This window comes from Uliginosibacterium paludis, from assembly GCF_039631355.1.
GTDB classification, from domain to species: domain Bacteria; phylum Pseudomonadota; class Gammaproteobacteria; order Burkholderiales; family Rhodocyclaceae; genus Uliginosibacterium; species Uliginosibacterium paludis.
The window spans coordinates 760,774-784,972 of the sequence record NZ_JBDIVF010000001.1 but is presented as its reverse complement, the minus strand read 5'-3'; the positions used below and the strand labels follow the sequence as shown (position 1 = coordinate 784,972).

The following is a 24,199-nucleotide window of genomic DNA, read 5'->3' as shown; positions in this document are numbered from 1 at the left end:
CCGAAACCATGCGCCATGTCCTGTCCCTTTTGCTGGAGAACGAAGCCGGAGCGCTGTCGCGCGTGTCCGGGCTGTTCTCCTCGCGCGGTTACAATATCGAATCGCTGACGGTCGCGCCTACCGAGGAGGCCTCGCTTTCCCGGATGACGATCGTGACCAGCGGTTCGGATGAAGTCATCGAACAGATCACCAAGCAGCTCAACAAGCTCGTTGACGTGGTCAAGGTGGTCGATGTGTCGGAAGCTCCGCACATCGAACGCGAACTCATGCTCGTCAAGGTGAGGGCCGTCGGACCGGCACGCGAGGAAATGAAGCGCATGTCCGATATTTTCCGTGGCCGCATCGTCGATGTGAGCGAATCGAGTTATGTCATCGAGCTGACCGGCACCCAGGACAAGCTCGACTCCTTCATCGCAGCCATAAGCAGCGAACTGATACTCGAAACGGTACGTTCCGGAGTCTGCGGCATCGGTCGCAGCGACCGGGTATTGAAGATTTAGTGGATCGCGATACGTCATCCGGATGCGTATCGCGTGTCGCCTGTCACATGGAGAAAACAATGAAGGTTTATTACGACAAGGACGCTGATCTCTCGCTGATCAAGGGCAAGCAGGTCACTATCGTCGGTTACGGTTCGCAAGGTCATGCCCACGCCCAGAACCTGCGTGACTCGGGCGTCAATGTCACCGTTGGTCTGCGCAAGGGCGGCGCATCCTGGGCCAAGGCCGAAGCCGCCGGCCTCAAGGTCGCCGAAATTGCTGAAGCAGTGAAGGCGGCTGATGTCGTCATGATCCTGCTGCCGGATGAGAACATCCCCGGCGTCTACAAGAACGATGTCGAGCCGAACATGAAGGCCGGTGCCGCGCTGGCCTTCGCGCACGGTTTCAACGTGCATTACAACCAGGTCGTGCCGCGCGCCGACGTGGATGTGATCATGGTTGCGCCGAAGGGCCCGGGTCATACCGTTCGCTCCGAATACCTCAAGGGTGGCGGCGTGCCTTCGCTGATCGCCGTGTATCAGGACAAGACCGGTCGTGCTAAGGACATCGCGCTCTCCTACGCTGCTGCCAATGGCGGCACCAAGGGTGGCGTGATCGAGACCGACTTCCGTGAAGAAACCGAAACCGACCTCTTCGGCGAACAGGCCGTGCTGTGCGGTGGCGCGGTCGAGCTGGTCAAGGCGGGTTTCGAGACGCTGGTGGAAGCCGGCTATGCGCCGGAAATGGCCTACTTCGAGTGTCTGCACGAGCTCAAGCTGATCGTGGATCTCATGTATGAAGGCGGCATCGCCAACATGAACTACTCGATCTCCAACAACGCCGAATACGGCGAGTACGTGACCGGGCCCGAAGTGATCAATGCCCAGTCGAAGGACGCCATGCGCGCTGCGCTCAAGCGCATCCAGACCGGTGAATACGCCAAGATGTTCATCCTGGAAGGCCGCACAAACTATCCTTCGATGACGGCCCGTCGTCGCCTGACCGCTGCACATCCGATCGAGCAGGTCGGCTCGCAGCTGCGCGCGATGATGCCCTGGATTGCCAAGAACAAGCTGGTGGACCAGAGCAAGAACTGATCGCGCGGGCGATGGTATAAAGGGGGCTTGGTCCGGGCGTTTGCCAGGGCCGACCCCCTTCTTGTTTTTGCAGTGCCTGAGTATCAATGCACGGACGGACTTCATGAACGAACAGATCGCCGACTCGGACGAACAGGAAACCCGGCACCGCTCGCGGGCCATCTACATCCTGCCCAATCTCTTCACCAGCGCAGCGCTGTTTTCCGGTTTCTACGCCATCGTCCAGGCGATGAACATGCATTTCGATCTTGCCTGCATCGCGATTTTTGTCGCGATGGTGCTGGACGGTCTGGATGGTCGCGTCGCCCGGATGACGAACACGCAGAGCCAGTTTGGCGCCGAATACGATTCGCTGTCGGACATGGTTGCCTTCGGCGCGGCGCCAGCGCTGGTCGCCTACGAATGGGCCATGAAGGATCTTGGCAAGCTGGGCTGGATTGCCGCTTTCATCTACTGCGTGAGCGCCGCATTGCGCCTGGCGCGCTTCAACACCAACATCGCGGTGGTGGACAAGCGTTATTTCCAGGGGCTGCCGAGTCCGGCCGCAGCGGCGCTGGTGGCTGGCTTCATCTGGATCATGAATGACAGCGGCGTATCGGGCAGCGATCATCTGCTCGGGATTCCGCTTGAATGGCTGACGTTTGTCGTGGCCGTTTTTGCCGGGCTGTCGATGGTCAGCAACGTGCTGTTCTGGAGCGGCAAGAGCATCAACCTGCGCCGTGCCGTACCTTTCTCGGTCACGCTGGTTTTCGTGGCCGTGCTGCTGGCTGTGCATTACGATCCGCCCGCCGTACTGTTTGGCCTGTTCGTCTGTTACGGGCTGTCGGGCTATGTGATGAGTGGCTGGCGCCGCCTGCGCAAGAGCCGTGCGTCATCCACACCGAAACAAAGCTGAAAGCGGAGAATCCGAATGTCTGATCGTCTGGTCATTTTCGACACCACCCTGCGCGATGGCGAGCAGAGCCCCGGCGCGTCGATGACGCGTGACGAGAAGGTGCGTATTGCGCGCCAGCTCGAAAAGATGCGGGTGGATGTGATCGAGGCCGGTTTCGCGGCCGCATCGAACGGCGACTTCGAATCAGTCCGGGCAGTGGCCGAAGCGGTGCGTGACTCCACCATCTGCTCGCTCGCGCGTGCCAGCGAGAAGGACATCGCTCGTGCCGGCGAAGCCATCCGGCCTGCAAACGCCGGCCGCATCCACACCTTCATCGCGACCAGCCCGATCCACATGGAGAAGAAGCTGCGCATGACGCCCGACCAGGTCGTCGAGCAGGCGGTTCGTGCGATCGGCTGGGCACGGCAGTACACCGATGATGTCGAGTTTTCCGCAGAGGACGCGGGGCGCAGCGAGATCGATTATCTCTGCCGCGTCTTCGAGGCCGTCATCAAGGCCGGTGCAAAGACCATCAATGTGCCGGATACCGTTGGTTACAACACGCCGGAGCAGTTTTCCGGCCTGATCCGGCAGCTGATCGAGCGCGTGCCCAATTCCGATCAGGTCGTCTGGTCAGTGCATTGTCATAACGACCTCGGCCTTGCGGTGGCCAATTCGCTGGCCGCCGTCATGGTCGGCGCACGGCAGGTGGAGTGCACGGTCAACGGGCTGGGCGAGCGGGCCGGCAATGCTTCCATGGAGGAGGTCGTGATGGCGGTGCGTACCCGTGCCGACATCTTCCCGGTCACGACGCACATCGACACCACCCAGATCGTTCCGGCTTCCAAGCTGGTGTCCCAGATCACCGGTTATCCGGTGCAGCCGAACAAGGCTATCGTCGGGGCGAACGCCTTCGCGCATGAGTCCGGCATCCATCAGGACGGCGTGCTCAAGCATCGCGAAACCTACGAGATCATGCGCGCCGAGGATGTGGGCTGGACGACCAATCGCCTGACGCTCGGCAAGCTTTCGGGCCGCAACGCCTTGCGGGCCCGCTTGCTGGAGCTGGGCGTGGTCATCGAGTCCGAAGAGCAGCTCAACGCGGCTTTTGCGCGGTTCAAGGATCTGGCCGACAAGAAGCAGGAAATTTTCGACGAAGACCTGCAGGCACTCATGTCGGACGAAGTGGTGACGCCCGAAGTCGAGCTGTACAAGCTGCTCTCCCTGCGAGTGAGCTCGGAGACCGGCGAAGTGCCGCATGCCGGCATCACGCTCTCGGTCAGCGGTCAGGAGCAGCGTGCCGATGCCAATGGCTCCGGTCCGGTCGATGGCGCCTTCAAGGCCATCGAAAGCATCGCGCAGAGCGGCGCACAGCTCCTGCTGTATTCGGTGAATGCCATTACCGGCGGAACGGATGCCCAGGGCGAAGTCACGGTGCGTCTGGCGAAGGACGGACGGGTCGTTAACGGGCAGGGCGCGGATACCGACATCATCGTGGCTTCGGCCAAGGCCTACATCAATGCGCTCAACCGTCTTGCATCCGGCCGGATGAGGGCGGATCCGCAAGGCACCATGGTCTGATCGCCCGGGCCTCGCCAGCAGGCGGGGCGGCTTTCAGGACGGGCTGTTGCTGCGCTGGCGTGACGGAGCCGAAGCGCGCGCATAGGCCGCGCAGACTGCAAAGAGCAGCGCGGCCAGCAGCGCCTCGAGTGCTCCCAGCGGAATGCTGTTGCCTTTGCCCGAGCATGCGCTGACCATGCCCCAGGCGAAATAGACCCAGATTGCCAGGCTGAGCCACTGGAAGGTGTAACGGCGCGCGTTGAGAATGCCGGGGAGTGCCGCGAGCAGCGGCAGCACCTTGAGCACCAGCCACGAGCCCCCGGGGCGCAGTGGTGCGAGCCAGAGTTCGGTGACAAGGCAGCATGCAATCAGTGCCAGCAGCAGGCTGCAGGTACCGAGTTGCAGGGTTTTGAGTTTCGGCATCGTGAGGTTCCGGCGGCATGTCTGCCAGACGGCAGCGCGCCATTATACGGGCAGCAAACAGACGGTTTCCCCTCCATGAAACAACGATACCAGGATCACTCCGCCTACCATCTTCTCGAACTCGTGCGGCGCAAGTTCGCCGAGGTCCGCGGCATGCAGACGGCGGGTTCGCTGACCTACACCACCCTGCTTTCGCTGGTGCCTATGGTCACGGTCGTGCTGACCATGATGCGGCAGTTCTCGCCCTTCATGAAACTGGGCGAAGGCATGCGCGGCTTCCTTCTGCAGAACCTGTTGCCGGAGAAGGCTGGCAAGGTCGTTGCGACCTATGCCCTGCAGTTTTCGGAGAAAGCCTCCAGCCTGACCGTAGTGGGCACCGTCTTTCTGGTTGTGACCGCCATCATGCTGTTTGCAACCATCGACCGTACGATCAACAGCATCTGGGTCGTTCGCAAGCCGCGCCCCTGGTATGTGCGCATTCCGGTCTACTGGCTGGCGCTGACGCTGGGCCCGGTGATTTTCGCGGCAGGCATCGCGGCCACCAGCGATCTGATGAACACCGACCTGGTCCGTCACAGCGGGCTGGCCGGTGGTCTGGCTGACAGGGCCGGCACCGCGCTGCTGCTGTCGGCCCTGTTCGTTTTCCTGTTCCATGTCGTGCCCAACCGCAGCCTCACCTTCTGGCATGCAGTGGCAGGAGGGCTGGTGGCCGGCATCGGTGTCGTGCTCGTGCAGCGCCTGTTCGGCTTCTATCTGGCCAAACTGCCGAATTTCACACTGATCTACGGCACCTTTTCCGTGCTGCCGATCTTCCTGATCTGGGTGTATCTGACCTGGCTGGTGATCCTGCTCGGCGCCACGGTGGCCGCCGTGATGCCGGAGTTCACGTCGCGTCGTCAGTTGCTGCCGGCCACTCCGGCGGGCAAGGTGGTCGCTGTCGTGCGGCTGGTTCAGGCGCTGACACTTGCCCAGCAGACCGGGCGTGCCTGCGACACGAACAGTCTGGCCAGCACCTGCAGGCAGACGCCGGAGCAGATCGAGCAGATCCTGGGAGACATGCGGGATGCAGCCTGGGTGGTGCGGACCGAGGAAGGCGCCTGGATGCTGGGCATTCCCGGCGATCGTCTGGCTTTCGGCGATTTGCTGACGCGGATCGTGATCGGCATTTTGCCGGAAGACCTCAAGGCGCCGGGGCTCTCGGGCGCGGATGCTGCCTTGCTGGAGGAGCGTCTGGGCGTGATGCGCGCTTCGCTCGGGGCGCCGGTCAGCGGGTCGGCTGCGTGAGCCAGCAACTCAGAGCGGATAGGGGTCGATTTCGAACTGGAACAGTTCCACGCCTGAGGTCTGCAGGTCGAGACTCAGCAGTCGGCATTGCGCGACATAGACACGATCGATGTCTGACACCAGCGTGAAGCGGCGCGAACTGTAGGTGCCGGCAGGCGCCATCACGGCCTGATGCTGGCGCAGTGCGGGCAGCACCGGCAGTACCAGCGCCCGCACGATGCCTACATCGCGCTCGGCACCGCGGAATCCGACATTGACCGGAATGGCGCCGCGCGAGAGCATCTGCAGCCCGATTTCGATCTGGTTGATCGCGTCACTGCGGATCCAGCGCACCACGCAGAGGCTCCAGGTATCCCTCGGATCGCGTCGCAGCGCGATCGCCATGCCGGCTTGCAGCCCGGCAGCACGCCCCTGGACATTCATGATCGCGTAGCCGCCCGGACTTTCGTTGATGACCGACCACTCGGTGATGAGGTCTGCGTCGTTGCCGTAACGGAGCGTGTTCCAGATCGCACTCAGGCCGACGCAGGCCTGAACCGGGTAATCCTGGCGGCGGCGGGACTGTTCCCTGCGCGGCGGAACCGACCATCTCGCATGCAGCTTTTCCAGCAGCGGAACAGGTAGCACGCCGGGAAAGTCCGGGTGGGTCATGAGCTCCGGCAGCTCGCCCGGGCTGGCGTGGCGCAGCAGCAATTCGCTTGCGCGGCGGGCGAGCCCGGTCGTCGAGAAAAACAGCAGGCTCCTGCCCTCTGGCGCTTCGCGGCGCACGCAGGCCTGTGGTTCGGCGCTGCCCGCCGGGTCCAGCCAGTACCAGGCTCCGTCGAGTGAAGGAGGTCTCGTCTCCTGCACATGCACCAGGTTCGTGACGCGGCCGAGAAAATCCGCAGCCCAGTCGAGCTCGGCCGGCGCGAGCTCGGCCGGAGCCAGCGAGGGCATCGCGAGCAGGCGCTTGTAAGCGAAGAGGGCGGTTTCGACCGGGTTGGCCGCGGGCTCCACGGCGCCATTGGCATTGCGCGAGATGGAGTAGAGCCGCCAGGCGAGGCGCCACAGCTCCGGGTCTGGCTCAAGCCCCGCCTGGCTCATGACCAGGAAGACCTCGCACAGCAGGCGAAGGGCCCGTGCAGGCGTGGTTTCGTCAAGGCGCTTCTGCGGCAGGCCGGATCGGGCATCCGCGTCGGTGAGGACGCGTTCGAAGCCCTGGGCGACACGCATCAGCGATGCCGACACGGCGCGAGCGCGGGTCAGGACTGGCGAAGGCAGCGGCAGGGCTTCGGCACGCAGTGCGTGGCGGTGGGCTACCGCAAGCGCCTGGGCTCGCGCATGAAAGAGTTCGATGCAGTGGTGGAACTGCTGACTGCTGATGCTCGGGCCGTGGAGGGCGTCGAGCTGTTCGTCCAGCGCGAGGATTTCGGTGGTGATGTCGCGGGAAGGTGGCGCGTTGAGCCACTCAACGATCGGGCGAGTCGGATCTGCAGTGTTCAAGGGGTCAGTCGACATGCCTCTATCGGCCATCAGCAAAGATAAGCAATTCTAGCCCGGATAGCGCTGGCGCTCAGCCGGCTTCAAGGCCTCATGATGCACGTTTGTCGGAGATTCTTGTGGGATCAATGCGAGGCTCTGCATTAAACTTCACGCTTTTGCAGTTCAGGAAATCATGGCACGCACTCGTGAGGAACGCTCCAGCGGTCCGCAGGTAATGGACCCGCAAATCGGGGCACTCAAGCTGCCACCCCACTCGATCGAGGCCGAGCAGTCCCTGCTGGGCGGTCTTATGCTCGACAACTCGGCCTGGGACCGCATTGCCGACCTGGTGACCGAGGTCGATTTCTACCGCGACGAGCATCGCCGCATCTTCCACCACATCGCCCGCCTGATCGAGCAGGGCAAACCGGCCGACGTAGTGACCGTTTTCGAGTCGCTCGACAAGAGTGGCGAGGCGCAGAATGCGGGTGGTCTGGCCTATCTGGGCGAGCTGGCGAACAACACGCCCTCGGCCTCGAACATCCGGCGCTATGGCGAGATCGTTCGCGAGCGTGCCATCCTGCGCAAGCTGGTGACCGTGGGCGACGAAATCGCGGCCGGTGCGCTGGCGCCCGCCGGACGGGACGCGAGCCTGATCCTGGATGATGCCGAATCGCGGATCCTGGCGATCCGGGACGAGGGCGCCCGTCAGGAGGCCGGCTTCATAGCGATCCAGCCTGTGCTGAGCCAGGTGGTCGAGCGCATCCAGGAACTGTACGACCGCGACAGCCCGGCCGCGGTGACCGGCGTGCCGACCGGTCTCGCGGATCTCGACAAGATGACGTCCGGCCTGCATGGCACCGACATGATCATCGTGGCAGGCCGCCCCGGTATGGGCAAGACCTCGTTCGCGCTCAACATCGCCGAGGCGGTGGCGCTGGAAGGGCAGTTGCCGGTCGCGATCTTCTCGATGGAAATGCCGGCCACCCAGCTCGTCATGCGCTTCATTTCCTCGGTCGGCCGGCTGGACCAGCACCGGCTCAAAACGGGGCAGCTCAATGACGACGAATGGCAGCGGCTTTCCTATTCGCTGGGCAAGCTGCACGAAGCGCAGATCTTCATTGATGAAACGCCCGGCCTGAACCCGATCGACTTGCGCGCTCGCGCCCGCCGTCTGCACCGGCAATGCGGCGGCAAGCTGGGGCTCATCATCATCGACTACCTGCAGCTGATGCAGTCGCACAAGGAAAGCGACAACCGGGCGGCCGAACTGTCGGAAATCTCGCGTTCGGTAAAGGGGCTTGCCAAGGAGCTCAACGTGCCGATCATGGCGCTCTCTCAGCTCAACCGCAGCCTGGAGCAGCGTGCGGACAAGCGCCCGATGGCCTCTGACCTTCGTGAATCCGGCGCGCTGGAGCAGGATGCCGACATCATCATGTTCGTGTACCGCGACGAGATCTACAACCCGGACACCCAGGACAAGGGCAAGGCCGAGCTGATCATCGCCAAGCACCGTAACGGCCCGACCGGTATGGTTCCGATGACCTTTATCGGCGAGTACACCCGTTTCGAGAACTATGTTCAGGGCGCTGGCTACTAAGGGCTTTCCCTTGTTGCATTCGCGCGGTCGTCGGATAAGACATGAGGGCTTACGGGCGTGCGTTACAATCGGTGCGCTTGCCCTGCAAGGGCGTGAAACGAACGTTCAATTACACCGAGGTTCATGAATGTCTGACGCCCTGCCGGCCAATGGCAAACCGGATCGCGAATTCTGCAGTACCAGCGATGCCGCACAGATGCTTGGCGTGTCTCTGGGTACCGTCCAGCAGATGGTCGAAAACGGTTTGCTCGATGCCTGGAAGACCGCCGGCGGCCACCGCCGCATCCGGGTGACTTCCGTCGAAGCCTTCCTGCGCAAGCGCCAGGCCGGGCCGGCCCAGCGCGCTGCGGCCAAGGTGCCCGAGCTGCGGGTGCTGATTGCCGAAGATGACCGCCTGATGCAGGCGCTCTACGAAAAAACCGTTGCGACCTGGGACATGCCGGTCAACGTCAAGATCGTCGCGTCCGGCTTCGAGGGCCTGATGGAGATCGGCCGCAACACGCCCGACCTGCTCGTGGCCGACCTGGTAATGCCCGATCTCGACGGCTTCGCGATGATCCGCAAGCTGCGCGCCGATCCCCAGTTGGCCGGCATGGACATCATCGTGATTACCGGCCTCTCGCAGGAAGACATTGACGAGCAGGGCGGGCTGCCCGAAGACGTCCTGATCTACGGCAAGCCGATTCCCTTCCGCGAACTCAAGGGCTACATCCAGGCGCGTCTGATGCAGATGCAGCGGCGTGTGGGCTGAGTCCCGGCGGGTGAATGCAAACGGCAGCTTTCGGGCTGCCGTTTTCTTTTGGCACGCGGCCGCCTTCAGGCGGCGCGCACTGCCAGCTCGAGGCGACGGATGGCTTCTTCGAGCAGGGTCGGGCTGCAGGCGAAGTTGATGCGCACGAAACCCTCCATGCCGAAGTCGCGTCCGTCGGAAAAGCCGAGGCCGTGGGTTTCAAAATATTTCTGCGGACCGGACTGGCCCAGCCCGCGGCAATCGATCCAGGCGAGATAGGTAGCTTCCACTGGCGTCATGCTCAGTCCGGGCAGCGCATTGACTGCTTCCAGCAGGCGTTTTGCGTTGGTGCGCAGCTGAGCGAGCAGTGCCTGACGCCACGCGTCGCCCTCGCGGTAGGCGGCTTCGCAGGCGACCAGACCGAGGATGTTCACGTCCGGCATGAGTCCTCGGCCCGCGGCAATGTACTGCTTGCGCAGCCCGGCATTCGGGATGATCGCAAACGCGCAGCCGAGGCCCGGGATGTTCCAGGTCTTGGAGGGCGCCATCAGCGTGATCGTGCGTTGTGCGACCGCCTCGTCGAGCGAGGCGATCGGCGTATAGGGATGCGCCGGATCGATCACCAGACCGCAATGGATGTCGTCGGAGCAGATCAGCCAGTCGTGTTTTTCGGCGTACCAGGCCAGGCGGGTCAGCTCCTCGCGGCTCCAGCTTCGTCCGACCGGATTGTGCGGGTTGCACAGCATCATCGCGCGTGCGCGGCGGGTTTCGAGCAGGGTGTCTAGCCCGGCCCAGTCATACTCCCAGCGACCGCCGGCGAGCACGAGTTCGCTGCGCAGCAGGCTGCGCTCCTGGTTGCCTGCGGCGGTCAGGATCGGCGGATAGACCGGCGGGAAGGCCAGGATGTTGCTGCCCGGCTCCCCGGCCAGGCGTGCCGTGAGGTTGAAGCCGCTGACCACGCCGGGCAGGAAGACCAGCCAGTCGGCGTCGATCCGCCAGCCATGGTCACGCTCGATGCCTTCAACGATGGCTTGCCGGAGCGATTCGGAGGGATGGGCGTAGCCGAACACGCCATGTGCGACGCGGTCCTGCAGGGCCTGCTGCACCGGCTCGGGGATGGCGTAGTCCATGTCGGCGACCCACATCGGCAGGATGTCTCGGCCTGCGTAGCGCTGCCACTTGATGCTATCGGAATGGCGCCGGTCGGGCGGTGTCAGGAAATCTGCGGTCATGAGCGTCTTTCTTGAAGCAAAACGGAAGTGTAGGGGGCCGGCAAGCAAACAGGGCGCCGAAGCGCCCTGTTCCGGTTGCGGGGCTGATATCGATCAGACCGCGAGATGCTCGAAAAGTGGCGTCGACAGATAACGTTCGCCGAAACTCGGAATGATCACCACCGTGGTCTTGCCCGCGTTTTCCGGCCGACGCGCCAGCTGCAGCGCAGCCCAGACCGCCGCGCCACTCGAGATGCCGACCAGCAGCCCCTCCTCGGTCGCCATGCGACGGGCAATGTCGAAAGCATCCGCATTCGCCACGCGAACGACTTCGTCATAGACCGCGGTGTTCAGGATTTCGGGCACGAAGCCGGCGCCGATGCCCTGGATCGGGTGCGGGCCACGTGCGCCACCGGAGAGTACCGGGCTCGCATCCGGCTCGACCGCGAAAACCTTCACGCCAGGCTTCCTCGCCTTGAGTACTTCACCCACGCCGGTGACCGTGCCACCGGTACCGACGCCCGCCACGAACAGGTCGACCGTGCCATCGGTGTCCCGCCAGATTTCCTCGGCGGTGGTGTTGCGATGGATCGCCGGGTTGGCCGGGTTCTCGAACTGCTGCGGGATGAAGTAGCGCGAATCGGCTGCGGCAAGCTCCTGGGCCTTGCGGATCGCGCCCGGCATGCCTTCCGGGCCGGGGGTGAGGATCAGCTCGGCGCCATAGGCCTTGAGCAGCAGGCGACGTTCGCGGCTCATGGTCTCCGGCATCACGAAGGCGCATTTGTAGCCGCGGGCGGCGCAGACCATGGCGAGGCCGATGCCGGTGTTGCCCGAGGTCGGTTCGAGGATGATGCTGTCAGCCGTGAGTTTGCCGGCCTTCTCCGCGGCTTCGATCATCGCGGCGGCAATACGGTCCTTCACGCTGTGAGCGGGATTGAAGAACTCCAGCTTGGCGAGCACGCGGCCATCGATGCCGGCTGTGAGGCGATTGAGCTGAACCAGCGGGGTATTGCCGATCAGCTCGGTGACATTGGCTGCAACCTTCATTCTGCGTCTCCTCAGAGGGTATTGATCGCCCGATTCTAATTCGGCCGTCCTGCTCTATGTAAACAGTCGTTCGGCATGAAAAACGCCTCGCAGAGTTTGCGAGGCGCTTGGGGACTGGCCAGCCGGCAGTGGCCTGAAGGCTCTGCCGGCCGGCCTTTTGCCGTCAGGTGCTTACTTTGCCGCGCCCGGACCGCTGTTGCCCGACTCGTACAGGCGATTGGCCGGAAACTCGGTATCCACCTTCGGATTCCCGAACTGGATAGTGACCGGCTTGTCAGCGCTGAACGCGCGGTTGGTGGAGGCCGCGCCGCTCCAGGGCGAGACGGCATTGATATGCGTGCCGATCACCGAGTTGCGGATGACCGTCATCCCGTTGGGGAGGTAGGTCTTGCCATCGGCGGCCTTGAAGGCGCCGGAGGAGTCGTCCCAGGCACGGCCCAGCGAAGCGCTGCCGGCGGCGAGCTTGCCATCGGACGTGAACTTGCTGTTCATGGCGAGGAAGCCGTAGGGATACAGCTGGGCATGGCTCGGTGCGAAAACGTAGCCGCTGCCTTCGGCACGTTCGCGGGCAACGCTCTTGAACTCGGCCTTGTCGAACACGGCGATGCCGCGACCGAAGACGTAGTCGACGTCACCTTCGATATAGACATTGCTGAAGTAGCTGCGGGCGATCACGCCGACGCTGGGCGAGGAAACCTGCAGGGTGTCCTGGTTGCCGAGGAAGCGCACGTTCTCAAAGATCAGCTTGTCGCCGCGGGTGGTGATCGCCACGGCCTGCAGGCCGCGCTGGGCGGATTGCTCGTCAAAGTCGTTCGAGAAAGTCAGGTTCTTGGCCTGGAAACCGTCTGCATAGGCGAGGAAGCTGGAGCTGCCGCTGGTGCCGTAGCTGTCTGCGCCCGAGCGGCCTTCACAGGCATTGAGTGTCACGGCCTTGTCCTTGGGCGTGCCATTGGACTTGTTGTCCACGATCACGACCTTGCCGGCATCGTCGTCCAGACCGTAGAGGGTGACCGGTGCGCCGCCCTTCAGGCAGGTCTGGCCGCGGTAGGTGCCAGGCTTGACGAGGATGTAGAGGCGCTCCGTGCCACCCTTTGCCACGGCGGCGTCGAGCGCTTCCTGCACGCTCTTGTGGGTGCCCGAGCCATCCGCGGCAACGGTGAAGGCGGGCTTGAAGCCCTTCACGTCACCAATGCCGTTCGCGACCGGGTCCCAGGCGTCTGCCTTCAGGGCATCCACGCTGCCGCTGCGAGCGAAGTAGGCTGCCGGGGTGTGTTCTGCTGCCTGCGAGGCGCTCAGCTGCGGGCGGGTTGCCGTGGATGCTGCGGGCGCAGAGCCGCCGGAGGTGGCACAACCAGCCACCAGGAGCGTGGACAGGACGGCAAGACCCAGCATGGATTGCATGTTTTTCACTCGTTTCCTCCTCAGATGCCGGGGGAATATTCCCCCGGCGGTGTAACCGGGAACAACAATCTACGCGGGGCGCTGTCCGCATGCCAAGTGTGAATCTTTTTCATGTTGGCCCCGCGCAACGAACATGAGTTGTCCGGCCGCCCGGCGGGCCGGACCGCGGTCAGAGTGCGCGGATCTTGCCCAGCAGCGCCGTGGTGGAGCGGTCCACCTCAAAGGGGATGGAATGCACCGAGCCCCCCCAGCCGAGCACTTCGGTGTAGCCGACGATTTTTTCCACCGGCCAGTCGCCGCCCTTGACCAGGATATCCGGCCTGCATTCGAGGATGCGTGCAATGGGCGTGTCCTCGTCGAACCAGGTCACCATGTCGGCGCAGCGCAGCGCGGCCATGACTGCGGCCCGGTCGGCCAGGCTGTTGATCGGGCGATCGTCCCCCTTGCCCTGGCGTTTCACCGAGGCGTCGGTATTCAGCGCCACGATCATCGAGGCGCCGAGCGCGCGCGCCTGCGCCAGATAGGTGACATGGCCGCGGTGGATGATGTCGAAGCAGCCGTTGGTGAAGACCAGCGGGCGGGGCAGTTCCGCAATGCGGCGGGCGAGATCCTGCGGAGCGACGATGCGGTTTTCGAACTCGGGGCGGGCGTAGTCCATGGTCGGGCGGCCTGAAGTGAGGGAGTGGCGATTCTAGCAGCCGGACTCCTCACCCCGCCGCCGGACCGGCCGGCGGATGCGCGTCCCGCCAGGTTTCGAGCGCACTCAGGGTGTCTTCCATGCGTGCAAGGTAACGTACGCCGGGCAAGGCTTTGGGCTTGGCCGCCAGTACCGCGCTGCCCACCCAGATCTCGCTGCCCTCGCGCAGCCGCGCGGCCAGTTCCTGCAGGCCGCTGAGCGCCTGCCGCGCCGGGAAGGCCGCGCTGAACGAGAGCGCCAGCACGTCGAAATCGCCATCGAGCATGGTGCGGGAAATGTCTGCCAGAGGGGTACTTGCGCCGATCGATGAGCAGCGCGCACCTGCCGGCGCGAGCAGGGCTTCGGCAAAGAGCAGGCCGAGGGTGTGCTGCTCGTCCGGAAAAGTGGTGAGCAGGATGCGCGGCCGGCTCGCTTCAATGTCGGTCTGGCTGATCGCTTCGCGCAGGCAGTTCTGCAACTGTTCGGTAAACAGGTGTTCCTGCCCGACATCCAGATCGCCCCGCGCCCAGGCTTGACCGATTTCCACACAGACCGGAATGGCGTATTCCAGGACGAAACGGGCAAGGCCGTCGCGGGCGAGCCTGTTGCCCAGACACCGGCGCACGGCGACGGCATCGCGGGCGGCAAGCGTGTCGAGAATGGCCGTCACCTCGGGCGGGGGCGCCGCGCCGGCCGAGGAGGCGAGCAGGGCCTGCAGCGCCGCTTCGCTCAGCGCCATGAGCTTGCCGGGGCGCCAGCCCTGGTCCATCAGCCGGCGGAACTGGAGCAAACGCTCGACCTGCGCGCGCGGATAGACGCGCTCGCCCAAGGCGTCGCGCTGAGGCATGGGGAAGCCGTAGCGGCGTTCCCAGACGCGCAGGGTTTCCTTGAGCAAGCCGGTGTCGCGTTCGACCGCGGAGATGCCCAGCAGATCTTCAGGCTTGTCGGAGCGAGTCATGAATTCGGGAGTTGACCTGGATCAATCTGATGCCTATCGTAGGAACAAGCCGCATTTTTGTCCAGGACAAAACTATGCGACCACCTCAAGACCGAATATTGCCCGAACCCGCTCCGGAGCCCGACATGAAACTGGATGACCTCGTCCCCTCGAACGCCGCTGCCAGCCGTCAGGATCGCGCCTTGCGCATTGCCGTGGTCGGTGGCGGGATTGCCGGGCTGGGTGCGGCCTGGCTGCTCGGCCGGCAGCATCGGGTGACCCTGTTCGAGGCCGGTGCGTATGCGGGCGGCCATGCCAACACGGTCGACGTGACGGTCGACGGCATCCGCCATCCGGTCGATACCGGCTTTCTGGTCTTCAACCGGCGGACCTATCCCGAGCTCTGCGGGCTCTTTGCTGCACTCGATGTACCGGTGGCCGCCAGCGACATGTCTTTCGGCGTGAGTCTTGGTGCCGAAGATATCGAGTGGGCGGGCACCAGCGTGGCCACGCTGTTTGCCCAGGGGGCGAACCTTGCCCGTCCCGCGTTCTGGCAGATGCTGCGCGACATCCGACGCTTCAATGCCGAGACCACCCGCCTGGCGCGCGAGCATGCCGCGCCTGATGTTCCGCTGGGCGTGTATCTGGACCGGAACGGTTACAGCGAGTCTTTCCGCAATGGCTATCTGCTGCCGATGGCGGCCGCCATCTGGTCGTGTCCGACCGAGCAGATGCTGCATTACCCGCTGAACACCTTCCTGCGCTTCTGTCACAACCACGGTCTGCTCCAGATTCTCGACCGGCCGCAGTGGCTGACCGTTCGTGGCGGGTCGCGCGAATATGTAAAGCGCATGCTGGCGGGCATTTCAGACCTGCGTTTGAACTGGCCGGTGCGCCGGGTGATACGCGATGCAGGCGGGGTAACGGTGGTGTGCGATGCAGGCAGCGAGCAGTTCGACGCGATCGTGTTTGCCTGCCACAGCGACACCACCCTCGCCATTCTGGGCGAGGAGGCGACCGCAGCCGAGCGCGCCGTTCTGGGGGCCGTCCGCTATCAGCCGAACCGTGCCGTGCTGCACACGGATCCGGCGCTGCTGCCGCGCCGGCGCAAGGTGTGGTCGGCCTGGAACTACATGGCCGGCGAGGGCCGGGCCGATCAGCGTCCGGTCTCGGTCAGCTATCTGCTCAACCAGCTGCAGCCGTTGCCCTTCCATTCCCCTGTCATGGTGACGCTCAATCCTTTCAAGGAGCCGTCTGCCGGGCATGTGCTGGCCGAGTTCGACTACGACCATCCCGTTTTCGATCAGGGCGCCATTGATGCGCAGGCCCATCTGCCTGCATTGCAGGGGCGTCATCGGAGCTGGTTTGCGGGCGCCTGGACCGGCTACGGTTTTCACGAGGACGGTTTGCGCTCCGCGGTGAATGTGGCCGCGATGTTCGGCGTGGCGGCACCCTGGCGGGCACGCCAGCTCATGCTCGACGAGGTGCATGCGTGAAAACGGTCGCGACCGTGCTGCGCGGCGCCGTCATGCACGAGCGGCATCTGCCGGTGAACAACCGCTTCAGTTATGCGCTCTTCATGCTGTGCCTGCCGCTCTCGCGCCTGAAGGAGTCAGGTAACGCCTTGCTCGGCATCGAACGCTGGCGCCTGTTTTCCTTTTTCAACCGCGACCATGGCGCGCGTGACGGTTCGCCCCTGGAGCCCTGGATCCGCGCGATCCTGCAAAGGCACGGTCTGGCAGCGGCCTGCAATGGTGACGTCCTGCTGCAGACCCTGCCGCGGCTCTTCGGCTTCGTCTTCAATCCGGTCAGCTTCTGGTACTGCCTTGATGAGGAAGGGCGGGTGAGGGCGGTGCTGGCCGAGGTGAACAACACCTTCGGCGAGCATCACAACTACCTCATCTGCCATGAAGACCATCGCGAGATCCGCGCAGGTGACGAACTGCGCGCGCGCAAGGTGTTTCACGTGTCGCCCTTCTACCCGGTGCGTGGCGAGTACCGCTTCCGTTTCAGTACGCACGGCAGCCATCTCGCCGTTGCCATCGATTATCTCGACGGCGGCCTGCTCCAGCTTGCGACCCGTGTGTCCGGACGCCATGAAGTGCTGTCTGCCGGCAGCCTGCTGCGCGCCTGGATAGGGTGCCCGCTGCTCACTTTCGGCGTTGTAGCCCGCATCAATCTGCAGGCGCTGCGCCTTGTGCTTCGTCGCGTGACGATATTCAGAAAACCTTCTCCGCCCGTCCAGGAACGAACATGAACAGCCAGAACAGCAGCGCAAGCATTACCGCCGATGGCATGACGCAAGCATCAGGTTCCGCTCGCCGGAAGCCTTCGCGAGCCATGCGCCTCATGCTGTCGATGCTTGACCGCATCGAGGGAGGCAGCCTGATGCTGCGTCTGCCCGACGGCAGCGCCCGGCTCGTAGGGCACGGCGAGCAGTGCGCCACCCTGACCCTGCATGACGAGGCCGTGTTCGGGCGAATCCTGGCCAGTGGCTCCATCGGCTTTGCCGAAGCCTTCATGGCAGGGCAGTGGGAGGCAGACAGGCTGCCCGCATTGCTGAGCCTGCTGGCGCGCAACCGCCCGGTGCTCGAGCGGGCGATTCACGGCAATGCCTGGCGACTGGCAGGGCACTGGCTCTGGCATCGGCTGCGCGCCAACACCCGACGCGGCTCGAAGAAAAACATCGAGGCCCATTACGATCTTGGCAACGATTTCTATCGGCTCTGGCTCGATGACACCATGAGCTACTCCAGCGCGATGTGGTCGGAGCCGGAGGCCAGCTTCGAATCCGCACAGCTCGAGAAGTATCGCCACGCCCTGCGCAGTGCCGGCGTACAGCCGGGTCAGCATCTGCTCGAAATCGGATGCGGCTGGGGCGGGCTGGCCGAGGTGGCTTGCCGCGAGTTCGGTGCGCGGGTGACCGGTGTCACGCTTTCTCACGAGCAGCTGGCCTGGGCCCGGGACCGCGCCGAGCGCAACGGGTTTGCCGATCGCGCCAGCTTCATGCTCTGTGACTACCGGGATCTTCGCGGGCAATACGACCACATCGTTTCCATCGAGATGATCGAGGCGGTAGGCGAGGCCTTCTGGCCCTCCTACTTCTCGCAGCTGCAGGCGCTTCTGAAACCGGGCGGCCGGGCGGTGATCCAGGCGATCACGATTGACGATGCGCTCTTCGAGCACTACCGCAAGGATGTCGACTTCATCCAGCGCTATATTTTCCCGGGCGGCATGCTGCCCTCGCCGTCCGCGTTTTCAGATCAGGCCGATCGCGCCGGGCTCCGCATCGTGGCCAGCAAGGCTTTCGGTCTCGACTACGCGCGCACGCTGAGTGAATGGCTGACACGCTTCGACGCGAAGGCGGACGCAGTGCGCGCCCAGGGCTTCGACGAAACCTTCATGCGCATGTGGCGTTTCTACCTGGCCTATTGCGAGGCTGGCTTCAATGCCCGCAACACCGACGTCTGGCAGTACGTGCTGAGCGCGCGGGGCACGCCGTGAAACCGCTGCTGGCCTGCCTGCTGCTCCTCGCCGCCACGCTCGCGGCAGCCTCGTCGCCGCCCGGGCTGCCGGGGGCGGAGCGCTGGCATCTGCTGGGCCAGGGCGAGATGCGCTGGTTCGGGCTTCGCCTCTATCAGGCCAGCCTCTGGTCCGGTGCGGAATCCTTCGCGCTGGAACAACCCTTCGCCCTCACCCTGACCTATGCCCGCAGCATTCCGTCGGCGCGCATCGTGGAGGCCAGCATGGACGAGCTGCGCCGGCTCGGTACGAACGACGAAGCCAAGCTCGCACGCTGGCGTGCCTGGATGGAACAGGCGTTTCCGGACGTGCGTGAAGGCGACAGCATCACCGGCGTCAGCCTGCCTGCCGGACGGGTGCAGTTCTGGTCCGCCGGACGCCTGCGGGCCGACATTCCGGATGCCGATTTTGCGCGGGCCTTCTTCGCCATCTGGCTGGACCCACGGACCCGCGAGCCCGCTCTCAGGGCCCGCCTGCTGGGGCTCCCATGAGTGTGCTTTCGGCGGCCGTCCCGGCGTCCGGAGGGGCCATCCGGACGGGCGCGCTCGTCAGCTACGGCCTGCTCGGCATGCCTCTGGCATTTGTCGCGCTGCCGATCTACGTTCATCTGCCGGGCCTGTATGCCGAGGCGGGGCTGTCCCTGGCGAGCATCGGCACCTTGCTGTTGATCGCGCGGGCATGGGACGCCTTTACTGATCCACTGATCGGTTGGTGGAGTGATCGCCGTGGGGTTCGCCGCTACGCAATTGCCGCCGCCGTTCCGATGCTGATCACCGGTTACGCCGGCTTGCTGGCGCCGCCGCAGGGACCGTCCGCGAGCCTTTGGCTGCTTGGCATGCTCTTCCTGGTCTATCTGGGCTACTCGCTGGCCAGCGTGAATCATCATGCGCTGGGGGCCGAGCTTGCGCTCGATCCGCATCAGCGCACACGCCTTGCCGCGGCGAGGGAAGGCTTCGCGCTGGCGGGAGTGCTGCTTGCGGCGATTCTGCCGGGCATGCTTTCGTCATCACTCTCGGAGGGGCTGGCCCAGTTGAGAGTCGTATTCGCCCTGGGCCTGCTGGCCGGTGTGATGGCGATCTGGCGTTTGCAGCCGGTCGCACGACCGGTGAGTCAGGCAACAGGGCAGGTCTTCGACGCCCTCCGGGCTCCGGCGTTTCGCAGCTTGCTGCGGGTCTTCGCCTTCAGTGGCATCGCCGCGGCGATTCCCGCTTCACTGGTGCTGTTCTTCGTTGCAGACGTCCTTCAGGCCGGCAACTACACCGGTCTCTTTCTCGGTCTGTACTTCGTTGCCGGCGCGGCGGGCCTGCCGTTCTGGGTCTGGTTTGCCCGGCGACGCGGCAAGGCCTTTGCCTGGGGGGCGGGAATGCTGCTGGCGGTCCTGAGCTTTGCGGGCGCAGGTGCGCTCGGGCCGGGGGATACCGTGTCCTTCGCCATTGTCTGCCTGCTCTCCGGGCTGGCCCTGGGCGCCGACCTCGCTTTGCCGGCCTCGATGCTGGCAGACCTGGTCGAACGCGAGCGGATCGGTGCGGGAAGCTGTTTCGGCTGGTGGAATTTCATGGCCAAGCTGAATCTCGCGCTGGCGGCCGGTTGCGCGCTGCCCTTGCTGGGCTGGCTGGGATACGTGCCGGGTGCGGCAGGTCAGGCCGGGCATGCAGCCCTGGCCTGGGTATATGCCGGCGTGCCGGCTTTTCTGAAACTCGTCGCGCTGGGGCTGCTCTGGCGGCTGGCGCGCAGGGAGCGTGAATCATGAAGCTGAAGAAGATGCTGGCTGCGGCGTTCGGAGCGCTGCTGCTGACCGGTTGCGCCGGCGTGGAAGTGAGCGACTACCGCGCAGAGACGCCACGCCTGGACCTGCAGGAATACTTCAAGGGGCGGCTCGATGCGCAGGGCATGTTTCAGGACCGCTCCGGGCGTGTGGTCAAGCGATTCAAGGTGATCATCCAGGCGTCATGGAAAGGTGATGTTGGTACGCTGGACGAGGATTTCACGTATTCCGACGGCACGAAGCAGCGCCGCGTCTGGACGCTCGTGCGGCAGGCCGATGGCAGCTACACCGGGCGGGCGGATGACGTGGTCGGTGAAGCCCGCGGCGAGCTCGCTGGCAATGCGCTGCGCTGGCGATATGTGCTGGCCCTGCCGGTGGACGGCAAGGTCTATCACGTCGACTTTGATGACTGGATGTTCCTGATGGATGACAAGGTCATGCTCAACAGGTCGGCCATGAGCAAGTTCGGTTTCGAGCTCGGGCAGGTCACCCTCTCCTTTACCCGGCAGGATTGAAGAGCCGGCATGCCGGGGTTCGCACCCCGGGAGTTCCGACGGAAACGCAGCAATGAAATCGCTCAATCCGAAAGTGCCTGACTGGCAGGGGAAAAGAGTCTGGATCGTGGGAGCTTCGACCGGTATCGGCGAGGCACTGGCACGCGAACTGGCGTCCCGCGGCGCAAGACTGCTGCTCTCTGCACGGGGCAGGGAGGCGCTGCAGAGGCTGGCGCTGGAGCTTGGGCATGCGGAAGCCGTGCCCTTTGACGTGACCGATTCTGCGGCTTGGGCGGCCGCGGCCGGGCAGGCCTGGCCGGAAGAGGGAGGGCCGGAGCTGGTCGTTTTCAATGCGGGCACCTACGAGCCGCTGCGCGCCTGGGAGCTGACGCCGGAGACCATCCGCCGCACGCTGTCGGTCAATCTGCTCGGCGTCATGGATGGCGTCGCGACGGTCCTGCCCGGCATGCTGGCTGCCGGACGGGGGCATCTGGTCATCGTTGGCAGCGTGGCCGGCTATCGCGGGCTGCCGAATGCGGCAGTCTATGGCCCCTCCAAGGCTGCGCTGATCAGCTTCGCGGAGACGCTGTACATGGATCTTCTGCCGAAGGGGATAGCGGTCAGCCTGGTCAGCCCCGGGTTCGTGGCAACACCGCTGACGGCGCGCAATACCTTTCACATGCCTGCCCTGATCAGTGCCCGGGAGGCCGCCTGCGAGATCGTGGCAGGGCTCGCGCGTGGCGAGTTCGAAATCCATTTTCCCAAGCGCTTTTCCCGTTTCCTCAAACTCTTGCGTATCCTGCCGGTGCGCATCCATTTCGCCCTTGCAGGAAGGCTTGGTCAATGAGCGATGCAATGCTGGCGGATCTGATCGACTGGTATCAGACGCTTTCGCCCGGCTCGGTGAGCCGGGCGGCCGTGTTTTACGCACCGGATGCCCGTTTCATCGACCCCTTCAATGATGTGCGAGGGGTGAAGGCGATTGAAGGCATTTTCCTGGCGATGTTCGAGGAACTCGACGCGCCGCGCTTCAAGGTGGTCGAATGCTGCCGGGGTGAAGCGAGTGCAATGCTGCGGTGGCAGATGAACTTCCGGCGCCAGGACGTTGCTTTCGAGATACAAGGAGTGAGTTGTATCGGGTTTGACCCGAATGGGCAGGTTTGCCGCCACGAAGATTACTGGGACCCCGCAAAGGCCCTGTTCATGGGCATTCCGCTGCTTGGCTGGGTGCTCCGGAAGCTCTATTCGCGTTTGTCGGCGACAGTGAAGTCCCTATAGGCGTTCCTGCAAATTGCGGTAACCTTTCGGGCATATATTCAATGCGGGTTGCAAAGTACAGCCCGGCTCGGCAAAGACAGACTGGTGGAGCTTATGAACGTATTTGCGCGCAACATCCTGCTGGTCGACGACCATGCACTTCTGCAGCATGCACTCAAGTCCATGCTCGAACCGCTGCTTGCCGGCGGGGAAATCGTCTGTGCTGCATCGGCTCAGGAGGCGGTATCAGCGTTGCGAGCCGGTCGTACCTTCCATCTGGTCCTGCTGGACCTGAAGCTTCCCGACAGCGACGGGTTGCGTCTCATGAGCCTGTTGCGTCGCGAAGTGCCCGGCGTGCCGGTCGCGATCTTCTCCGGTCAGGATGCGCCGATCTATCGCCAGCTGGCACGCGAGGCGGATGCGGATGGCTTCCTCTCCAAGTCCATGGATCCCGCCGCACTGGTCGATGGTGTCCGCGCGTTGCTGGCGGGCCGTCGCTTCTATGACGATCATGCCGAGCGTGCTCGCGGTAACGGCGAGTCCCGTCCTCGCCCGAAGCTGAGCCCCAAGCAGGAGCGGGTGCTGTGCTGCCTGATGGAAGGTCTTTCCAACAAGGAAATCGCGCAGCGTCTCGATCTTTCCGAGCGCACCGTGAAAATGCACCTGACTTCGGTCTACCACGTGCTGGGCGTCAATACGCGCTCGCAAGCGATTTTGGTCGGTCAGACCCTCAATCTTTCGATGCCACCGGAAGATGCATGACACACGTGCCGCGATTGCGGCACGCTTCATGACCCGCATGCGCTGCCTCCTTGCCACCGGCCTGGCCTTGTCGGTGCTTGGTTTGCTGGCCGCGCTTTTCGATCGGGCGAGTGGTGCGCTGCCGCTTGCGCTCTGCGGGGCGCTTTTCGGAGTAGTCTGGTTCTTGCTGGAGCAGCAGCTTGCGGGCTTGCAAGCTGCTCCCGCCGTCACGCCCGCCGTACCCCAAACGGTGCAGCCGGTTCAGGCTGCCGCAATATCCGATCATCGTGCCGATGCCGGCGTGTTGTTTCTGAGCAGCATGTCGCACGACCTTCGCCAGCCGGTCCAGGCGGCCGGACTCTTCGCGGCGACGCTGTCTGCACACGCTTTGCCCGAGGCCTCGCGCAAACTCGTGAGTGGCATCGAATCGGCGGTCGAACAATTGTCCGAACAGATCGAAGCGGTCTTTGCGATAGCACGTCTCGAGTCGGGCAGGCAGACCCCGGCCATCGAGGTGCTGGTGGTCGAGGCGTTCATGTCTGCGGTGGTGAGTGCGCATCTCGATGACGCGCAGGAGCGCGGGCTGCATGTGCGGCACATCCCCAGCCGGCTGGCGGTGAAGGCTGACGCGGTTCTGCTCGGGCGGGCGCTTGAGCGTTTGGTCCAGCATGCCCTGCGCACAACGCGGGAAGGTGGCGTGGTCGTGGGGTGCAGGCGTCGGCACGGCAAGGCCGTAATTGAAGTCTGGGACAGCAGCCCCGGCATTCCGCCCGAGCTTTTCGGCGACGTTCTCAAGCCTGGCGGGCGTTATGGTCAGGAGCTTGTTGATCGCGGGCTGGGCCTGGTGGTGGCTGAACGCTGTGCAAGCTACATGGGCGGGCGTCTTGGTTTTGCGTCCCGTGCGGGGCGGGGAAGCGTGTTCCGGCTGGAGCTGGACAGGGCCTGAAGACGGCGCCCGGAAGGTTTCCGGAAAAACAAAGGGCGCTCAGGCGCCTTTTGTTTTTCTCTTCAATCCGGTGCCGGTTCAGTTCTTGGCGGGCTCGGTCTGCATCGTGCGCTGACGCGCGACCTCAGGCGTAATGATCTCGATCAGGCTCACGACCTTGGCAACGCCCTGCGTGCTGCGGGCGATGGTGATGGCGACACGTGCCTCGGCGTCGGTCAGCATGCCCATCAGATATGCCGTGCCTCCTTCACAAATGACGTTGACATGGATGGCCGAGACTTCCTTCGCGTCCAGGAGGCGGGCCTTGAGATTGGACGCTACGAGACGGTCATTGGCTCGGGTGGTGAAGGAGGCCGGGTAGCCGATGGTGATCTCGTTGTAGACCTCGCGGACATTCGGCACGCTGCGCGCAAGCGCTTCGACTTCAGCCTTCGCCTTTTCATCGATGGCCTGACCGGTCAGGAGCATCCATCTATTGAAGGCATGACCGGATACCGCGGTCCTTGCTTCGAGCTCCTTCGAGAAATTGTGATTGAAGGTGCGTTCGATTTCGGTGTCGCGGAACTGTTCGCCATAGGTGCGGCGATCGATGGCGGTGACCACGCCACCGGCCACGCCGCCGACGATCAGGGGAACACAGGCCTGGAGCAGGCTGGCCGTTGCCACGGCCAGGATCAGGGGGCGCAGTTTCATC

Annotated in this window: 25 protein-coding genes; 17 read left to right on the top strand and 8 right to left on the bottom strand. The window is 64.1% G+C overall.

From position 1 onward, the window contains the following. The first annotated feature begins 8 nt into the window (after window positions 1–8). The 4 genes from ilvN to ABDB87_RS03780 all read left to right on the top strand — a co-directional run bounded on the left by ilvN (window position 9) and on the right by ABDB87_RS03780 (window position 4,031). Window positions 9–500, top strand: a complete 492-nt coding sequence (ilvN, locus tag ABDB87_RS03795; RefSeq protein ID WP_345924228.1) for an acetolactate synthase small subunit — start codon at window positions 9–11, stop codon at window positions 498–500. Window positions 501–559: 59 nt separating this feature from the next. After that, window positions 560–1,576, top strand: coding sequence for a ketol-acid reductoisomerase (gene ilvC / locus ABDB87_RS03790; protein WP_345924227.1), 1,017 nt, complete (start codon window positions 560–562; stop codon window positions 1,574–1,576). A 103-nt stretch (window positions 1,577–1,679) separates the two neighbouring features. After that, window positions 1,680–2,471, top strand: coding sequence for a CDP-diacylglycerol--serine O-phosphatidyltransferase (gene pssA, locus ABDB87_RS03785; RefSeq protein WP_345924226.1), 792 nt, complete (start codon window positions 1,680–1,682; stop codon window positions 2,469–2,471). Between the two features lie 15 nt (window positions 2,472–2,486). After that, window positions 2,487–4,031: a 2-isopropylmalate synthase gene (locus tag ABDB87_RS03780; protein WP_345924225.1), complete on the top strand. Its 1,545-nt coding sequence runs from the start codon at window positions 2,487–2,489 to the stop codon at window positions 4,029–4,031. Between the two features lie 33 nt (window positions 4,032–4,064). On the opposite strand, the gene ABDB87_RS03775 is transcribed toward ABDB87_RS03780, so the two are convergent. Continuing rightward, entirely contained in the window at window positions 4,065–4,433 is a 369-nt protein-coding gene (locus tag ABDB87_RS03775) for a DUF2069 domain-containing protein (RefSeq protein WP_345924224.1), read from the bottom strand. A 75-nt stretch (window positions 4,434–4,508) separates the two neighbouring features. Here ABDB87_RS03775 and ABDB87_RS03770 point away from each other — a divergent pair, with 75 nt between their 5' ends. Further along, window positions 4,509–5,717 (top strand): YihY family inner membrane protein, encoded by a 1,209-nt coding sequence (locus ABDB87_RS03770; protein WP_345924223.1) that lies wholly within the window; start codon window positions 4,509–4,511, stop codon window positions 5,715–5,717. A 9-nt stretch (window positions 5,718–5,726) separates the two neighbouring features. Here the strand turns inward: ABDB87_RS03770 and ABDB87_RS03765 are convergent, their stop codons facing one another. Further along, on the bottom strand, window positions 5,727–7,214 hold the full coding sequence (locus ABDB87_RS03765; RefSeq protein WP_345924222.1) for a hypothetical protein: 1,488 nt from the start codon (window positions 7,212–7,214) through the stop codon (window positions 5,727–5,729). Between the two features lie 157 nt (window positions 7,215–7,371). Here ABDB87_RS03765 and dnaB point away from each other — a divergent pair, with 157 nt between their 5' ends. After that, window positions 7,372–8,778, top strand: coding sequence for a replicative DNA helicase (gene dnaB, locus ABDB87_RS03760; protein WP_345924221.1), 1,407 nt, complete (start codon window positions 7,372–7,374; stop codon window positions 8,776–8,778). A 127-nt stretch (window positions 8,779–8,905) separates the two neighbouring features. Further along, entirely contained in the window at window positions 8,906–9,529 is a 624-nt protein-coding gene (locus tag ABDB87_RS03755) for a response regulator (protein ID WP_345924220.1), read from the top strand. Between the two features lie 65 nt (window positions 9,530–9,594). Here ABDB87_RS03755 and ABDB87_RS03750 read toward each other — a convergent pair whose 3' ends face one another. From ABDB87_RS03750 to ABDB87_RS03730, 5 genes are all read right to left on the bottom strand, one after another. Continuing rightward, window positions 9,595–10,740: a MalY/PatB family protein gene (locus ABDB87_RS03750; RefSeq protein ID WP_345924219.1), complete on the bottom strand. Its 1,146-nt coding sequence runs from the start codon at window positions 10,738–10,740 to the stop codon at window positions 9,595–9,597. Between the two features lie 93 nt (window positions 10,741–10,833). After that, complete coding sequence (gene cysK, locus ABDB87_RS03745) at window positions 10,834–11,766, bottom strand: cysteine synthase A (RefSeq protein WP_345924218.1); 933 nt, start codon at window positions 11,764–11,766, stop codon at window positions 10,834–10,836. A 171-nt stretch (window positions 11,767–11,937) separates the two neighbouring features. Then, window positions 11,938–13,167, bottom strand: coding sequence for a pectinesterase family protein (locus tag ABDB87_RS03740; protein ID WP_345924686.1), 1,230 nt, complete (start codon window positions 13,165–13,167; stop codon window positions 11,938–11,940). Window positions 13,168–13,336: 169 nt separating this feature from the next. After that, window positions 13,337–13,825 (bottom strand): D-glycero-beta-D-manno-heptose 1-phosphate adenylyltransferase, encoded by a 489-nt coding sequence (gene rfaE2, locus ABDB87_RS03735; protein ID WP_345924217.1) that lies wholly within the window; start codon window positions 13,823–13,825, stop codon window positions 13,337–13,339. 49 nt (window positions 13,826–13,874) lie between these two features. Then, window positions 13,875–14,801, bottom strand: a complete 927-nt coding sequence (locus ABDB87_RS03730) for a MerR family transcriptional regulator (RefSeq protein ID WP_345924216.1) — start codon at window positions 14,799–14,801, stop codon at window positions 13,875–13,877. A 125-nt stretch (window positions 14,802–14,926) separates the two neighbouring features. Between ABDB87_RS03730 and ABDB87_RS03725 the strand changes: the two genes are divergently transcribed. The 10 genes from ABDB87_RS03725 to ABDB87_RS03680 all read left to right on the top strand — a co-directional run bounded on the left by ABDB87_RS03725 (window position 14,927) and on the right by ABDB87_RS03680 (window position 23,505). After that, a complete protein-coding gene (locus ABDB87_RS03725) occupies window positions 14,927–16,276 on the top strand; it encodes an NAD(P)/FAD-dependent oxidoreductase (RefSeq protein WP_345924215.1) in 1,350 nt (449 codons plus the stop codon). Next, window positions 16,273–17,037 carry a DUF1365 domain-containing protein gene (locus ABDB87_RS03720; protein WP_345924214.1) on the top strand — a complete coding sequence of 255 codons (765 nt, stop codon included), beginning with the start codon at window positions 16,273–16,275 and terminating at the stop codon, window positions 17,035–17,037. Before ABDB87_RS03725 ends, ABDB87_RS03720 begins: the two co-directional genes overlap by 4 nt. Further along, entirely contained in the window at window positions 17,034–18,284 is a 1,251-nt protein-coding gene (locus tag ABDB87_RS03715; RefSeq protein WP_345924213.1) for a class I SAM-dependent methyltransferase, read from the top strand. The genes ABDB87_RS03720 and ABDB87_RS03715 overlap by 4 nt, the downstream gene beginning before the upstream one ends. Then, window positions 18,281–18,793: a chalcone isomerase family protein gene (locus ABDB87_RS03710; protein WP_345924212.1), complete on the top strand. Its 513-nt coding sequence runs from the start codon at window positions 18,281–18,283 to the stop codon at window positions 18,791–18,793. The genes ABDB87_RS03715 and ABDB87_RS03710 overlap by 4 nt, the downstream gene beginning before the upstream one ends. Beyond that, entirely contained in the window at window positions 18,790–20,052 is a 1,263-nt protein-coding gene (locus tag ABDB87_RS03705) for an MFS transporter (protein ID WP_345924211.1), read from the top strand. Before ABDB87_RS03710 ends, ABDB87_RS03705 begins: the two co-directional genes overlap by 4 nt. Further along, entirely contained in the window at window positions 20,049–20,582 is a 534-nt protein-coding gene (locus ABDB87_RS03700) for a DUF3833 domain-containing protein (RefSeq protein WP_345924210.1), read from the top strand. The genes ABDB87_RS03705 and ABDB87_RS03700 overlap by 4 nt, the downstream gene beginning before the upstream one ends. Before the next feature lie 52 nt (window positions 20,583–20,634). Next, window positions 20,635–21,408, top strand: a complete 774-nt coding sequence (locus tag ABDB87_RS03695; RefSeq protein WP_345924209.1) for an SDR family NAD(P)-dependent oxidoreductase — start codon at window positions 20,635–20,637, stop codon at window positions 21,406–21,408. 8 nt (window positions 21,409–21,416) lie between these two features. Beyond that, complete coding sequence (locus ABDB87_RS03690; RefSeq protein WP_345924208.1) at window positions 21,417–21,839, top strand: nuclear transport factor 2 family protein; 423 nt, start codon at window positions 21,417–21,419, stop codon at window positions 21,837–21,839. 93 nt (window positions 21,840–21,932) lie between these two features. Next, window positions 21,933–22,580, top strand: a complete 648-nt coding sequence (locus ABDB87_RS03685; protein ID WP_345924207.1) for a response regulator transcription factor — start codon at window positions 21,933–21,935, stop codon at window positions 22,578–22,580. Then, window positions 22,573–23,505, top strand: a complete 933-nt coding sequence (locus ABDB87_RS03680) for a sensor histidine kinase (protein ID WP_345924206.1) — start codon at window positions 22,573–22,575, stop codon at window positions 23,503–23,505. Before ABDB87_RS03685 ends, ABDB87_RS03680 begins: the two co-directional genes overlap by 8 nt. Before the next feature lie 78 nt (window positions 23,506–23,583). On the opposite strand, the gene ABDB87_RS03675 is transcribed toward ABDB87_RS03680, so the two are convergent. Then, entirely contained in the window at window positions 23,584–24,198 is a 615-nt protein-coding gene (locus ABDB87_RS03675) for a BON domain-containing protein (protein ID WP_345924205.1), read from the bottom strand. Window position 24,199: the final 1 nt, after the last annotated feature.